Origin of the sequence: Pediococcus pentosaceus ATCC 25745, from assembly GCF_000014505.1 — a bacterium.
In the GTDB taxonomy this organism is placed as follows: Bacteria; Bacillota; Bacilli; order Lactobacillales; family Lactobacillaceae; genus Pediococcus; species Pediococcus pentosaceus.
Window position 1 is genome coordinate 295,674 of record NC_008525.1, and the last position, 14,871, is coordinate 310,544.

The following is a 14,871-nucleotide window of genomic DNA, read 5'->3' on the forward strand; positions in this document are numbered from 1 at the left end:
AAAAGCAGATACCTAACCGGTACCTGCTTTTTATATGGTTTTATAACATAGGTAAGATAACGGTCATCCATAGCCACGAAATGGGCATAATGATGACCATTGCTGGAATCATGTCAGCAGTTGGGAACATCTTCAACTGTACCATTCTAAAACCAGTTGCTAGCATTAAAACTCCGCCCGCAGCTTTGAAGTCAAAAATCATAGCTGGATTAGTTAATGGATAAATCGAATGAGCCATAAGAAATAAGATGATAAAAATTATAAATTGTGGAATTGCAATTAGGGAAACAACGTATCCAAGGTTAGCTGCAAAAATTGCTGCCGTGAAAAAATCAAGGATTGATTTCGAGATTAAAATGGTTGCATCTCCATTCATACCTTCAGTTAAGGCGCCATAAATCCCTGTACCACTGGCACAGAACAAAACAATTACTGTAACAAGCGTGGCATCAAAAGTTTTTTGATCTAGACCAGTGGGGCTAGATACAAAGCGGGAAATCAATTGTTGCATTTTTGCAGCTCCGCGATTAATTAAATCTCCTAAATGAATTAAGAGACCAATTCCGGTACCAATGATAACAGCAAATATGACTGCTGCCATGTTTTTCATGGGAGCAATTGCATATATTCCCATGGTCATTGAACAGATTCCAAATGCCATGTTTAATCCATCTTTAAAGTTGTTTGACATTTTTCGACCGCCAATTGCTCCGAAAATTCCTCCTAATAAAACTGAAAGAGCATTAATTATAATTCCAACTGGCATAATAAAAGCCTCCTGTGCTTAATTCATTTATATAGTTTGTTAAACTCACAAGAAAGTAGTTTACAGTTTTGAAAAGCACGGAACAATTCAAGTTTTATGGTAAAATATTCCAAACTAGAATAAGTTAGAAGGAACAAAGATGGATACAAAGAAACTAGTTACATTTGTAGATTTAGCTCAAACGAAAAACTACAGTAAAACTGCGGAACGCATTTTTACAACCCAGGCAACAGTTTCAAAACATATTATGGCTCTTGAAAAAGAGTGGAATGTCGAATTGTTTTCTAGGGCTCATCGAGAAATAAATTTAACGGATGTAGGAAAGCTTTTGTTACCTCAAGTGAAGGAATTATTGAGAGTAGAACAAAAGATACATCAAACGATTAATTTGCAACAAACCCAGAAGGAACAGTCACTGGTAATCAAAGGAGTTCCTTCAATTTCTCAGTATCAAGCCTTTGATATAATTACCAATTTTGCAAAACAAAATCCGGAAATAAAATTGAAGTTTAGTGAATCAGAAACAGAACTTTTAATTGATAGTTTGGAACAAGACGAAGCGGATATTATTTTTACTAGAACTTTCGACAAAGCTAATTCTAAATATGAAACTATCGTTAGTGAACATGATTATTTTGTACTACTAGTTCCCAAAGAGAATCCACTAGCAAAAATCCAGCAAGTTGAAATTAAAATGCTTCAAAATGAGTCTTTATTATTATTAGGTGATTCGACAAAGTTGTATACTCCAGTCATTTCAATGTTAAAAGAAGAAGGTATCAAACCCCATATTCTTTACGAAGGTAGGAGAATTAATCTAATTCTAGAAATGCTAAATCAAGGAATGGGAGTATCAATTATGATGAATAAATCTTTTGATTTAACTGATTATCCAGAAGTTGTTGCAATCCCAATTATTCCTAAAAAGACTAGCGAGTTAATCTTTTTGAAAAAGAAAAGTAATATGACCAATGCAGTAAATTCTTTTTGGAAGTTTGCGATAGCAGAAACTCGATTAGAATAAACTAAAACCCCATATATTCCATAATGGAATGTATGGGGTTTTAGTTTGAATTGTTTCGTCGTCAAATTTAAATGATAATGACCTTGTAAAATAATTTAAGGAGGTTCGTAAGATGACCGAACAACCATATGATTTAAGAAAAGTACTCGAAGAAATGAAAAAATTACCTGGACAATATCACGAAACCGATGTTGAAATTGATCCAGATGCCGATTTAGCTGGTGTATATCGTTATATTGGAGCAGGCGGTACAGTAAAACGTCCAACAGCTGAAGGACCAACGATGATGTTTAATAACGTCAAAGGATTTCCAGATAGCCGGGTTTTGATTGGACTTCAGGCTTCGAGAAAACGAGTGGGAAAAATTCTACACCATGATTATAAAACTTTAGGGCAGATGTTAAATGATGCAGTTTCGAATCCAATTGCTCCGACGGAAGTTACAAGAGCAGAAGCTCCTGCGCAAGAAGTTGTTCATTTGGCATCCGATCCCGACTTCGATATTCGCAAGTTATTAGCAGCGCCAACTAATACACAAGATGATGCAGGTCCATATATTACAATGGGTGTTGTTTACGGTCATAGTATGGATAAAAAACAAAGCGATGTTACCATCCATCGAATGGTTTTAGAAGACAAGGATACCATTGGTATGTACATTATGCCTGGTGGACGCCATATTGGGGCCTTTTTGAAAGAATACGAAGAACAAAATAAACCTATGCCTATCACTATTAATATTGGATTGGATCCGGCTATTACAATTGGAGCTACCTTTGAGCCACCTACAACTCCATTAGGTTATAACGAACTTCAAGTAGCAGGAGCCCTAAGAAATGAACCAGTTCAAGTAGTGCCAGGTGTAGAAGTCGATGCTTTAGGAATCGCTCGTTCAGAATGGATTATCGAAGCTGAAATTATGCCAAATCAATCAATGCAAGAAGACATTAACACAAATTCAGGGTATGCCATGCCTGAATTTCCTGGTTATAATGGGACTGCTAATCCGGCTGTTAATGTTATAAAAATTAAAGCAGTAACTCATCGTAAGGACAAACCTATCGTTCAAACAACTATTGGACCTTCAGAAGAGCACGTTTCAATGGCAGGTATTCCAACAGAAGCCTCTATTTTAAGTTTAGTTGGTCGTGCTATTCCAGGAAAAGTTTTGAATGTGTATAATGCGCCTGCTGGTGGTGGAAAATTAATGACGATTATGCAAATTCATAAAGAAAACGAAGCGGATGAAGGTATCCAACGCCAAGCAGCTTTACTAGCGTTTTCTGCCTTTAAAGAATTAAAGACGGTTATTTTAGTGGACGATGATGTCGATATTTTTGATTGGAACGATGTTATGTGGACCATTAATACTCGTTTCCAGGCTGATCGAGATATCATGGTACTGGAAGGAATGCGTAACCATCCGTTAGATCCATCAGAACTACCGGATTATGATCCAGCCCGAATTCGAGTTCGAGGAATGAGTTCTAAATTAGTGCTTGATGGTACAGTACCTTATGATATGCGAGATAAATTTAAACGTGCGGCTTTTAAAGAAATTGCAGATTGGAAAAAATATTTAGATTAATGTGGTAAGTGGAGGGAATAAATGAAGAAGATTGTTGTTGGAATTTCAGGAGCAAGCGGAACTATTTACGGAATTCGATTATTAGAAGTGTTGCATCGTATGCCAGATGTAGAAACCCATCTTGTTATGAGTCGCTGGGCAAAAGAAAATTTAGCCATTGAAGATACAGGTTATACGGAATCTCAACTTAAAGATTTAGCAGATTTTGTATATTCTGAGAAAAATATGGGTGCCACAGTTGCCAGTGGGAGTTTTATCCATGATGGAATGGTAATTATTCCAGCCAGCATGAAAACAATTGCTTCGGTTGCAACAGGGCTAGGTGAAAATTTAATTGCTAGAGCTGCTGATGTGACCCTGAAAGAACAGCGACAGCTGATTGTCGTTCCTCGGGAATCACCATTCAATCAGATTCATTTAGAAAATATGTTAAAGCTTTCTAAAATGGGGGTAGGAGTTATTCCGCCCATTCCTGCGTTTTATAATAATCCTAAAACGATTGATGATATCGTTAACCATACGGTTATGAAAATCCTAGATCATTTGCATATTCAAAATGATGTTAGTTCGAGATGGGAGGGATTAGCTAATGCCCGAAAAAATAATCAAAAAAAGTAGTCAGAATAAGAATTCGTTCGAAGTTAACGTAACTCAGGCTGATTATACTATGACGGCTATGCTTGAACGCCAAAGTTTAGACTTATTGATTCAAATCATTGGCGGAGACGTTGCACATTATGGTGTTGTAATGACAATTGATAAAACCGGACACGAAGAAACCATTGCACTACCAAGCCGCCCGGGACATGTTCATCAAGAAAATGTTTTGATTGACCAAGTTGCTAAAGCAATCAAACCATTGTTGCAAGGTAATGCTTTTTTTGTATCAGGAATGCATGTGAACGATATAACTCCAGAACAAATGCATGCTGCTATTCCTATGGCCCAAACTTTAGGGGAAGAATTAGCTAAGTGGCTTGAAAAACATCCTGGTAGTAAGCCAATTGTGAGCTATGCTAAGAGCAATAAATAATTAAAATAGAATCCTCAGCATTGTTTGTTTTGCAATGTTGAGGATTTTTTATAAGATTTGGCAATAAATGAGACTTAAATGTAGAACTTACTTTTTATAAGTGATATGCTTAAAAAATATATATTGAATTTATCTAAGTCTAGGGGGAACAAAAATGAAAGCAATTGCGATTAGCGCATATGGTGATGTTGACCAACTTCATGAAGAGGAGTTAGATATTCCTCAAATTGCAAACGATGAGGTCTTGGTAAAAATTAAAGCAACTAGTATCAATCCGATTGACTGGAAGGCTCGAATGGGATTTTTGAAGCAAATGTACGATTGGCAATTCCCAGTTGTTTTAGGATGGGATCTTTCCGGAATAATTACCCAAGTCGGTAAAGATGTTAAGCATTTTAAAGTTGGAGATGAAGTCTTTGCTAGACCCGATATTTATGAAGATGGGACGAAAGGGACATATGCAGAATACGCGGCAGTTAAGGAAGATAAATTAGCATTAAAGCCTAGCAATGTTTCGTTTGAAGCAGCAGCTGCAATTCCATTAGCTGGACTGACTGCATGGCAGGTGATTGTAGATCGGTTAAAGATTAAAAAGGGTGATAAAGTTTTAATTCAAGCAGGAGCTGGCGGAGTCGGGATTTTCGCCATTCAAATTGCTAAACATTTAGGAGCCTATGTAGCCACAACGGCTAGCGCCAAAAATGCAGAATTTTTAACTAATTTAGGGGCAGATGAAGTCATTGACTACCACGAACACCAAATTGGGGAAGTCCTTAATCAGTATGATGCTGTTTTTGATACAGTTGATGATTTAGAAGCGGGACTAGCAATTTTGAAACCAACCGGGAAATTGGTCACCATCGCGGGACGCCCAACCCAAGCCCAACAGGACGCTCAACCTTCAGCAACTTCTTGGTGGCTCCAACCAAATGGCAAACAACTGGCTGAACTAGGTGATTTAGTGGCTGAGGGCGAGGTCAAAGTAATTATTGATAGTACATTTCCACTTACTGAAGATGGGTTACGAGCGGCTCACGAACGCAGTCAAACTAACCATGCTAGAGGAAAAATTGTTATCAATGTGGAATAGAAAATGAAAATGTAAAAAGTCATGACATTGTTGCTTGTGTCATGATTTTTTTAGTTTAAAATAAAGTTATAGTAACGATGGAAACGCTTTAACCGAAACTAGGATAGCGTTGAAAGGAAGCACATAATGGGACTATTGATGTTAGGATTGGTTGCGGGTGCGGTAGTACCCTTTCAAACGGCGGTTAATTCACGATTAAGAACGTATGTTATTTCACCATTCGTATCGTCTTTGATTTCTTTTATGGTGGGAACCATCTTTTTGATAGTAATCATTGTTTTAAGCGGTGGACAGCTCTTATTAACTAATGCGCAATTACATGCCATTCCATGGTGGATGTATCTCGGTGGTGTTTTGGGGATGATTGGATTAACAACTAATATTCTTTTATTCCCCATTTTAGGTAGTGTTCAAACGGTGATCATGCCCGTTTTAGGTCAAATTATGATGAGTATGATAATTGATAACTATGGCATGTTTGGCACCACACGCCATCCACTTTCGTTAATGCGAATGGTCGGAGTTCTACTATTGATTGTGGGGGTATTAATTGTGGTCGCCTTACCAGAATATTTAGCACGGAATTCTATGAAAAGACCCCCTGAACAACGAGTTAAGTGGAAATGGTTATGGCAAATTTTCGGCGTGCTTGTGGGCGGAATGCTCGCAATTCAAGCAGCATTAAATGGACGATTAGGTGGGTTATTACAGGCCCCTATTCACGCTGCTTTAATATCATTTTTTATTGGAACAATAATGTTATTCCTGGTAGCTGTATTCCAAGGAACTTTAAAAAATATCCGGCTAGTTGTTCAACAGAAAACACCTTGGTGGGTTTGGATTGGCGGTTTTTTTGGAGCAGCTTATATCTTTTTAAATGCATATTTGGTACCACAGATTGGAACTGGAACGGTAGTAGTGCTAGTTTTACTGGGACAAATTATCAGTAGTTTAAATATTGATCAGTTTGGCTTATTAGGATCGATGAAATCGAGCATCTCAGTTGCTAAGATTGCGGGCTTAATCATTATGATTGCTGGAGTAGGATTAATTGAAGTAATGTAAACAAAAAACTCGACGGTTATTCGTCGAGTTTTTGTGATTTATGAGGAGTGATGTTAAATGATTTTTGAAAACTAAATTGATCAGGCTTAATTTGGGTAATTAAATTGGATACTTTACCAATACTAATTAAGTGTAGTTGATGCATGGCTCTGGAAGCTATCGTATATAAAGTTCCTCGCCACAAACGACCAGGAAAATTAGCTTCGGAAACATTATAGGCAATTACGGAATCAAACTCTAATCCTTTAGCTAAATAAATGGGTAAAACGACAATACCTTTGGGTAAGGAACGGTCGCCATCGTTTAATAAGCTCGGTTTTAATTCGTGAAGCAAGGTTGCTACGTGCTCACTTTCAGCCATGTTCTTAGTTAAAATAGCGATGGTACCATACTGCTGTAATTCATCCCGGCAAAGATTGGTCATATCGACTACGGCTTGTTGTTCATTATCAGCAATGATTACTTTAGGTAAATCTCCTTCACGACTAAAAGCTTGAATTTTATGACCATCAGGTAGAAGTGCCGCGGCAAAATTAGTGATTTGGGCGGTCGAGCGATAACTACGATTTAAGGTAATTAAATTAGCTCGCTTAACATGAAAAGCCTGCTTTAGTTTTGCTAATAGAATTTGTGGTTCGGTAACATCTTTGAACAGGGTCTGCTCACTATCACCTAGTAAGGTGAATTTAGCGCGAGGAAAAGCATGTTTTAGGTACATTAATTGTGCAACTGAGTAGTCCTGCATTTCATCAACGAATACATATTGGAATTTACGATTAGTACCACTTCCAGTAATCAAATCACGGAGAAGCATCATGGGTGCCGCATCTTCCAAATGAATCTGATGAAGTTCAATTGCATCAGTGAAAGCTTTAGCAACTTTTTGCCAATCGAAGTCACCTAAGTCGATTTGACTCAAAAAGTCCGCGTATTGAGAATAGGAATCGATGAAATAATTATTAAAGATAGCGTCATCGATAATTTGGAATTCTTTATCAACTATTTGGCGACCGATAAAATGATTTTCCTCATCATATGATTTAAAGTGACGCGTCCCCACTAATCCATGATATTTTTCGTCGCTAATTTGGTCGATTTGATTTTGAACCCAATCCTGTTTAATTTCCTGATTAACTCGTTTTTGAAGAAGTTTGATTAGCGCATTTTTAGTTTTTAAAAGACGTTCTTTATTGCTCATACTAAGAGGAAAGGTTTCAAAGATAGCTTGAATTTGTTCTTTAGAAAAGAAAATTTCGCCGCGGTAATTAATATTGGTAAATTTAATTTCTTTAGTAGAAAGTTGTTTTTCATAAGCTTGAATTAATTCAATAAAATCCTGACTTTCTTTAAAGTCAATGAGGTTTTGCTCGTATTCAGTGAGTTGGTGTTGATTTTCAAAACGGTCAAATAACGTTTGGACCTGCATGCCCTCCAAACGGCGGCTGAAAAATTCGGCTAAGGTTAGTTGACGCATGTTTCGTTCCCCTAAACTAGGTAAAACGTCCGAAATATAACGGCTATACAACTTATTAGGAGAAAAAAGTACAATTTCATCAGCATTTAATGAAGTTCGGCTATGATATAAAAGAAAGGCGATACGTTGTAGGATAGCAGAGGTTTTACCACTACCAGCCACGCCCTGAACGACTAGAAGATCACTATAAACATCGCGGATTATGTCGTTTTGTTCCTTTTGGATAGTAGCGACGATATTACGCATGTATTCGTCATTTTGTTCGCCTAAAGCTCGTTGAAGAAGCTCGTCGCCAACCGTTTCGTTAGTGTCGAACATATGTTGAATTTCACCATGATTGATAGTGAATTGACGTTTTTTAATGAGTTCAGTTTCCATCATGCCCGCTGGGGTATCATATTTAACTTTTCCCAGAGTACCATTGTAGTAAATGCTTGAAATAGGAGCACGCCAATCGTAAATTAGGAAATTACCATCCCGATCAGCAAAAGACGAAATTCCAATGTAAAGCGATTCAATATCAGGTTCATCAGCATCTTTAATATCAATTCGTCCAAAGTAGGGTGATTTTTGAAGATCGCTTAATTCATCAATTTGGCGTTTTAAAATTGCTTCATTCTCGACAGCTCGAGCTACCAGCCCTTTTTGCTGTTGGATTTCAGCATGGGTTTCGATGCGGTCATCGGCCTCAATCAAGTTAACCTTTGCATTTTGTGAGTAATTTCTTTCAACCTGGCTAGTTTCTTGATGGGCTTTATGATATAAATCTTCTGTATGTTGTTTTTGTTCGTCGATTTTTTCAATGACTTCCGTAACTCGTTGCTGTTCTTGTTGTTGTTCGTCCAAATCAGCCACCTCCTTGATTTTAATGCTTGAATAATTCTAGGTGGAGGAAGAATGAAAGTCAACCGAAAGACCAGCTTGTGAGATAAAGTTAAACTTATTTTGACAAGGCTAACGTTTCTAATTTAAAATGAAAGTAGTAGTTAACCACTAACAGAGAGAGACAGTTGTTGAGAAGTCTCATGGAAGGCGAAATGGATTGATGTTTAACAGGGCGAAATCCCTTATCTTTCACTAGAGCGGTGGCTTTATAATGGAGTCACAAGTTAGGTGGTACCGCGATTTTTCGTCCTATTATTCATTTTTGAATAGTAGGATTTTTTATATCTGGAGGAAATTATGACATCTAAAAAAATTATTTTAACTGGTGACCGTCCCACAGGAAAACTTCATATCGGACACTATGTTGGTTCACTTAAAAACCGCGTTCAACTTCAAAATACAGGTGATTATGAAACTTTCATCATGATTGCTGATATGCAGGCTTTAACTGATAATGCCCGTGATCCTGAAAAAATCCGTAATAGTCTAATCCAAGTTGCTTTAGACTATTTAGCAGTGGGCATTGATCCAGCTAAATCGACGATCTTTGTGCAGTCACAGATTCCAGCACTAAGTGAATTGACTCAACATTATATGAATTTGGTTAGCGTAGCTCGTTTGGAACGGAATCCAACCGTTAAAACTGAAATTAAACAAAAGGCATTTGGGCAAAGTATTCCAGCTGGTTTCTTTACTTATCCGGTTAGTCAAGCTGCCGATATTACAGCCTTTAAAGCAGATACTGTACCAGTAGGGGATGACCAAGAACCCATGCTAGAACAGACGCGTGAAATTGTACGTTCTTTCAACAATATCTACCAAAAAGAAGTGCTAGTTGAACCAGAAGGATATTTCCCACCTAAAGGAATGGGACGAATTCCTGGATTAGACGGAAATGCAAAGATGTCTAAATCATTGGGTAATGCTATTTATTTGGCAGATGACGAAGAAACTATCCAAAAGAAAGTTATGTCAATGTATACTGATCCTCAACATATTCGGGTAGAAGATCCTGGCCATATTGAAGGTAATACCGTATTTACTTACCTAGACATCTTTGATCCTGATAAGCAAAAAGTCCAAGAACTTAAAGATCAGTATCAAGCTGGTGGATTAGGAGACGTTAAAATTAAACGTTACTTAAATGAAGTTCTCCAAAACGAATTACGCCCAATTCGCGAGCGTCGGGAAAGGTATGAAGCAGATATTGACGCTGTATACCAAATTCTAAAAGACGGTAGTGACAAGGCTAACGCGGTCGCAGAACAGACTTTAAAGGAAGTTCGAGATGCCATTGGAATTAACTATTTTGATCACCGACTTTAATCGTAAAAGCCATGCTTCTAAAAGAAGTGTGGTTTTTTATTAAGGATTAATGTAAACGTTTGTTTTTATTTTAGTTGATAGGCGAGATGAGCTCCTTTTCTAATTTAGGTAATGGTAAAATAAAAAAGGAATATTTCAATTTAAATGAGGACACCAGGATGAAAAATTTGGTAATAGTAGATTTAGGATCAAACTCCGCTCGAATGGCAATTAATTCGATTGCTGATGATGGAACCTTTCGAGAAATTAAGCGAGTTAAAGAAGATTCACGAATTTCAGAAGGAATGGGGCGCGAGCGTCTTTTACGTCCCCAAGCAATGAATCGTACCATTGCAGCCCTACGTCGATTTAAAGAAATTTATGAAGAATATCCTAATACAGAAGTTAGAGGGATTACAACAGCAGCTGTTAGAATGGCGCGAAATCAGAACGATTTTTTAAATCGCGTTAAGCAAGAAACTGGAATTAAATTACACGTCTTGTCTGGCGACGATGAGGCCTATTACGATTATTTAGGTGTAATCAATTCCTTGGAAGTTAAGGATTGTTTGATACTTGATACTGGTGGTGCCAGCTGTGAGCTAATTGACGTCCATAATGGAAAAGCGCGAAATATGATCAGTATTCCGATTGGCGCTGTGTCTTTATCGGAACGGTTCCGCTTAACGGACGTAGTTAGAGCAGATAATTTATTTGCCGCTGAAATTTTTGTGAATAAGCAACTACGAGACGTTTGGTGGATTATGGATGCTTTCAATAAACCCATTGTTCTCTTAGGCGGAGCTAATCGGACACTGGCCCGAATGAATCGTCGTCACCAAAAAATTTCTAGAATTAATAATATCCACGGCTATCGGCTCAAAACTGAATCGGTTAACCGAACCTTCAAATCGTTAATTACGCGGAATTTAGAAGCTCGTAAAAAAATGTCTGGGCTTGAAACTACGCGTGCAGATATTATCGTTGGTGGAATGTTACCATTGGTGATGTTATTACAAATGATTGACGCTGATCGAGTAATTTTTTCTGAAAGTGGCGTTCGGGAAGGAATCATTTCGGAGTACATCAATTTTAGAAAAGAGGAATAGTTTTAATGATAGAAGGCTACCACAAATTAACGCGTCAACAGCAACTCGAGCAATTAGCGCAGGAAACTGACGTTGATTTGTCTGAACTAACTGAATTAGCTATGGACTCAATTCATCAACAACAAATTGAAAATTATCTGACTGATTTTAATTTACCAGAAGGAATCGCAGTTAATTTAGTAGTTAACGGTCAAGCTTATGTAGTTCCCATGGTAACCGAAGAACCGTCAGTAATAGCGGCGGCTAGTTATGGAGCTAAAATGGTCCAGCGAGCCGGAGGATTTTCGGCGAATAGTAGACGGATAATGTTGGGCCAGTTATTAATTAGCAGTGCGCAACCAGCCCCCATAATCGATTATGTAAAAAAACAAAAATCACATTTATTGAAGGTCGCTAATGCAGCCCACCCTTCGATGCAAGCTCGTGGAGGTGGCGCAAAAAATCTACGCATTCGGCAGTTAACCGCCACGAAACTGTCAGTTGATTTAATGGTTGATACGCGCGAAGCCATGGGAGCGAATACGATTAATTCCATGGTAGAGGCTGTTAAGAAAGATTTAGTAACACAACAAATCGATGTTGATATGGCAATATTATCTAATTTAGCTGACCAAGCTCTGACAGAAGTTACGTGTCAAATTCCAGTCAACCAACTGGGAGTAGAAGTGGCTAAAAAGATTAGTTTAGCTAGTGATTATGCACAAATTGACCCATATCGGGCAGCAACGCACAATAAAGGGATTATGAATGGAATTGATGCGGTTGTAATGGCGTCTGGTAACGATTGGCGAGCCATTGAGAGCGGAGCCCACGCTTATGCTGCTCAAAATGGTCAATATCAAGGACTTAGTACGTGGGATGTAGTTGGTGATCAACTAGTTGGCAGAATGGAATTACCATTACCAGTGGCAACCGTTGGTGGTTCGATTGGGATTAATACTCAAGCTCAGCTGAACTTAAAATTAATGCAAATTAAGAACGCTAAACAATTGGCGGAAGTAATTGCTGCGATTGGTTTAGCTCAGAATCTGGCCGCTTTGAGAGCTATTGTGTCAGAGGGAATTCAATCAGGACATATGCGACTACAGGCTAAATCACTTTTAATAGAACACGGAGCGACTCAAGCAGAGCTAGGAGATGCGGTTAACCGATTAGTCCAAGCTGAAAGAATTGATGCCAAAAATGCCCAACAAATTATTAAACAGCTAAGAAAGAAGGATAATGATGAGCAAAGTTGAAGTAAATGATACAGTAAAATCGCTTCTTGAAGAAGTTAATGCAAGTTTTCCAGGAGAAGTACGGATTGGTTTTGGTGAAGAACAGGCCGGTTTTGTGCGTCACGACCAAGCCCAGCAATTTGTTGAAGAAGGTAAGATGTTAATCAAGGTCAATGATATTACGGCACCTAATTACACTGCTTCCCATGAGTTAATTCACATGTTAATGATTTTGAAAGGTTTTCCACAACTTTATTTCCAATTATCAACAGGGGAAAAAGATACGGATAATCAATTGATGTTTTTGATTACTGAGCTTTACGATGTAATCGCCCACGAAGTTGTCGTCAAAGAACAACGTCGGCATTATTTAATCGATGATGAGGTGGAAGAAGCTTTCTTTAAAGGGATTGAAGATGCCGTAGAGGCTGAGGATGCTGGTAAAGTTGACGGATTTAGTACTATTCGTCTAATAATGATGATGGATGCCATTACGTTCTATGGAAATGGTTTAGCGAACTTTGAAACGCGGTTGATGGATGCTTTTCCAACAACCTACCAAGCTGCTAAAAAAATTATGCAAGAACTTGACCAACGGACCATCAGTAATCCGTTTGATTTCCGTCGAAAAGTAGTCAAAGCTTTCGAATTAATTGATACTCAATTAAAAGAATGGGATTTACCAGAAATTCATGCGATGGAATTTGCGACATTGGGAAGTGTATTTAGTGAACGTCAACTTCGTTTATCAGTTAAACAATTATTCCAAATCTTCCATTCAGATTTACATGAAAAAGCTCAAGATACACGTGGATTTGTTGGTTTAGGAATTAGCGACCAACAAAACGCCTTTGTGGTACCAACACCTAAAGATATGCCAAGTGACGAATACTTCCGTGAATTATATGCAAAGAATGTTAAAGACTTCTTTGAAGAAATGAAGATGCCTTATACTATTAGATAAAATAAAAATCCTGGACTAAAGTAATTTTAGTTACAGGATTTTTTGTTAGTTATGAAATTGCGATTAATCTTTCTAAACTAGACAGGTTTTCATGAAAGGCATGTTTAGCAATAGGGGCCAAGAGAGTCAACGGTAGTTTTGTTAAAGTCTCGTCCACTAATAAAGTTTGTTCGACCAAGGTTCTGTCGTCTTTGTTAGTTAAATCAAAGTGTAATTCATATTCTAAACGTCCACCAGTGCTAGTGTAAATGATAGAGTTATCCTGACTAGTAACCGAAATTTTTTCAAAATTATTTAATGCAGATGAGGAACGTGAGATTAAAAAATAATCGTCCTTAGGTGATACAGAGTTAATGTCAGGTACCCATTTGGAAAGATTTTGTGGACTTTTTAAAATTGTGGATAATCTTTCTAGATTAGATTGGATGAAGATAGTATTAGTAAATAATTTTTTCAAAGTAAAAACCTCCTTTATTTGGTAACTTAAGCATAGAAGGTTGGATAATTTTTGAAAAATAAGAGTTCTTATATTTTGAAATCCTGATAGGGACGTTCATTAAATAATTCTGTAAAAATTTTAGAACGTTGGGTGGCTTCATTTTGGAGATTAAGGTTGTTGGTTTTAGAAGCTACTTTAGCAAGTAAATAATACAAATTTGCTAACATGTAATGTGAATCATGATTTGTAATAAAACTGAGCCCATTTTCGATTGTATGTGTGCATTCTAAAAAATTCTGTTGATGATAGGCATTAAAAGCTTGTAAATAAAATAAAATATTTAGATTTGGATGGTAAATATTATCTTGAAGATTTTTGAGAGACTGCTGTAAATATACATCACCTGATGAAGAAGTATGTAAATTTAAAATTAAACCCAACGTACCTAAACATAAACGCCTAAGGACGCTTTGTTTAGAAGACTCTGAAGCAAGTGCCAATTTTAAATGTTGAACTGCATGTGTTACATCAAGTTTAAGTTGAAATTCTGAAATTGCTAAATAATAGTAATATGATTGAATTTGTGAAGGAGTGGTTAATGAATTTAAAGTTGAATCTTGGTGGAGTAGTTCAAATAATAGTTGATATTGGTGTTGGTTACATAAAAAATTTAATTTTTGGTTCAGTTTTTTATCATTACTGATTGCATAATTTTCAGCAAGGTTTAGCTGTTCTAAACTGATCGAAAGACGTTGGCAAAGAGCAATTATCAGTTGAGCATTTGGAATGTATTTATTATGCTCTAGAGATGAAAGCATAGCTTGAGAGCAAATACCATCAGCAACCGCTTTTTGAGTTAGTCCTTGTGATTGACGTGTTTGTTTTAAAATATTACCAATTGTGATTTTCATC

14 protein-coding genes are annotated in these 14,871 nt (G+C 37.2%); 10 read left to right on the forward strand and 4 right to left on the reverse strand.

The annotated features are described in order from the left end of the window. Window positions 1-40 precede the first annotated feature (40 nt). Entirely contained in the window at window positions 41-766 is a 726-nt protein-coding gene (locus PEPE_RS01225; protein ID WP_011672955.1) for a DUF554 domain-containing protein, read from the reverse strand. Window positions 767-905: 139 nt separating this feature from the next. Here PEPE_RS01225 and PEPE_RS01230 point away from each other — a divergent pair, with 139 nt between their 5' ends. The 6 genes from PEPE_RS01230 (at window position 906) to PEPE_RS01255 (ending at window position 6,566) form a co-directional block, all read left to right on the forward strand. Beyond that, window positions 906-1,790: a LysR family transcriptional regulator gene (locus PEPE_RS01230; RefSeq protein ID WP_011672956.1), complete on the forward strand. Its 885-nt coding sequence runs from the start codon at window positions 906-908 to the stop codon at window positions 1,788-1,790. A 112-nt stretch (window positions 1,791-1,902) separates the two neighbouring features. Then, window positions 1,903-3,378 (forward strand): UbiD family decarboxylase, encoded by a 1,476-nt coding sequence (locus PEPE_RS01235; protein ID WP_011672957.1) that lies wholly within the window; start codon window positions 1,903-1,905, stop codon window positions 3,376-3,378. 21 nt (window positions 3,379-3,399) lie between these two features. Beyond that, complete coding sequence (locus PEPE_RS01240) at window positions 3,400-3,996, forward strand: UbiX family flavin prenyltransferase (protein ID WP_011672958.1); 597 nt, start codon at window positions 3,400-3,402, stop codon at window positions 3,994-3,996. Next, window positions 3,968-4,411, forward strand: coding sequence for a prenylated flavin chaperone LpdD (gene lpdD, locus PEPE_RS01245; RefSeq protein ID WP_011672959.1), 444 nt, complete (start codon window positions 3,968-3,970; stop codon window positions 4,409-4,411). Before PEPE_RS01240 ends, lpdD begins: the two co-directional genes overlap by 29 nt. 154 nt (window positions 4,412-4,565) lie before the next feature. Further along, entirely contained in the window at window positions 4,566-5,501 is a 936-nt protein-coding gene (locus PEPE_RS01250) for an NADP-dependent oxidoreductase (protein WP_011672960.1), read from the forward strand. Between the two features lie 126 nt (window positions 5,502-5,627). Continuing rightward, a complete protein-coding gene (locus PEPE_RS01255; protein ID WP_011672961.1) occupies window positions 5,628-6,566 on the forward strand; it encodes a DMT family transporter in 939 nt (312 codons plus the stop codon). Window positions 6,567-6,582: 16 nt separating this feature from the next. Here PEPE_RS01255 and helD read toward each other — a convergent pair whose 3' ends face one another. Beyond that, a complete protein-coding gene (helD, locus tag PEPE_RS01260; RefSeq protein ID WP_011672962.1) occupies window positions 6,583-8,886 on the reverse strand; it encodes an RNA polymerase recycling motor HelD in 2,304 nt (767 codons plus the stop codon). A gap of 336 nt (window positions 8,887-9,222) precedes the next feature. Between helD and trpS the strand changes: the two genes are divergently transcribed. The 4 genes from trpS (at window position 9,223) to PEPE_RS01280 (ending at window position 13,520) form a co-directional block, all read left to right on the forward strand. Next, a complete protein-coding gene (gene trpS, locus PEPE_RS01265) occupies window positions 9,223-10,251 on the forward strand; it encodes a tryptophan--tRNA ligase (protein ID WP_011672963.1) in 1,029 nt (342 codons plus the stop codon). 158 nt (window positions 10,252-10,409) lie between these two features. Continuing rightward, window positions 10,410-11,339: a Ppx/GppA family phosphatase gene (locus PEPE_RS01270; protein ID WP_002832672.1), complete on the forward strand. Its 930-nt coding sequence runs from the start codon at window positions 10,410-10,412 to the stop codon at window positions 11,337-11,339. A 5-nt stretch (window positions 11,340-11,344) separates the two neighbouring features. Further along, window positions 11,345-12,577, forward strand: a complete 1,233-nt coding sequence (locus PEPE_RS01275) for a hydroxymethylglutaryl-CoA reductase, degradative (protein ID WP_011672964.1) — start codon at window positions 11,345-11,347, stop codon at window positions 12,575-12,577. Further along, on the forward strand, window positions 12,561-13,520 hold the full coding sequence (locus tag PEPE_RS01280) for an IpaB/EvcA family protein (RefSeq protein ID WP_230491266.1): 960 nt from the start codon (window positions 12,561-12,563) through the stop codon (window positions 13,518-13,520). The genes PEPE_RS01275 and PEPE_RS01280 overlap by 17 nt, the downstream gene beginning before the upstream one ends. A gap of 49 nt (window positions 13,521-13,569) precedes the next feature. On the opposite strand, the gene PEPE_RS01285 is transcribed toward PEPE_RS01280, so the two are convergent. Further along, window positions 13,570-13,977 (reverse strand): hypothetical protein, encoded by a 408-nt coding sequence (locus tag PEPE_RS01285; protein WP_011672965.1) that lies wholly within the window; start codon window positions 13,975-13,977, stop codon window positions 13,570-13,572. A 68-nt stretch (window positions 13,978-14,045) separates the two neighbouring features. Beyond that, window positions 14,046-14,870 (reverse strand): helix-turn-helix transcriptional regulator, encoded by an 825-nt coding sequence (locus PEPE_RS01290; RefSeq protein ID WP_002832676.1) that lies wholly within the window; start codon window positions 14,868-14,870, stop codon window positions 14,046-14,048. Between the last annotated feature and the right edge of the window lies 1 nt (window position 14,871).

Coding starts and splice junctions, on each gene's coding strand:
- PEPE_RS01225 (WP_011672955.1), bottom strand. CDS start 766: ATGCCAGTTGGAATTATAATTAATGCTCTTTCAGTTTTATTAGGAGGA.
- PEPE_RS01230 (WP_011672956.1), top strand. CDS start 906: ATGGATACAAAGAAACTAGTTACATTTGTAGATTTAGCTCAAACGAAA.
- PEPE_RS01235 (WP_011672957.1), top strand. CDS start 1,903: ATGACCGAACAACCATATGATTTAAGAAAAGTACTCGAAGAAATGAAA.
- PEPE_RS01240 (WP_011672958.1), top strand. CDS start 3,400: ATGAAGAAGATTGTTGTTGGAATTTCAGGAGCAAGCGGAACTATTTAC.
- lpdD (WP_011672959.1), top strand. CDS start 3,968: ATGCCCGAAAAAATAATCAAAAAAAGTAGTCAGAATAAGAATTCGTTC.
- PEPE_RS01250 (WP_011672960.1), top strand. CDS start 4,566: ATGAAAGCAATTGCGATTAGCGCATATGGTGATGTTGACCAACTTCAT.
- PEPE_RS01255 (WP_011672961.1), top strand. CDS start 5,628: ATGGGACTATTGATGTTAGGATTGGTTGCGGGTGCGGTAGTACCCTTT.
- trpS (WP_011672963.1), top strand. CDS start 9,223: ATGACATCTAAAAAAATTATTTTAACTGGTGACCGTCCCACAGGAAAA.
- PEPE_RS01270 (WP_002832672.1), top strand. CDS start 10,410: ATGAAAAATTTGGTAATAGTAGATTTAGGATCAAACTCCGCTCGAATG.
- PEPE_RS01275 (WP_011672964.1), top strand. CDS start 11,345: ATGATAGAAGGCTACCACAAATTAACGCGTCAACAGCAACTCGAGCAA.
- PEPE_RS01280 (WP_230491266.1), top strand. CDS start 12,561: ATGATGAGCAAAGTTGAAGTAAATGATACAGTAAAATCGCTTCTTGAA.
- PEPE_RS01290 (WP_002832676.1), bottom strand. CDS start 14,870: ATGAAAATCACAATTGGTAATATTTTAAAACAAACACGTCAATCACAA.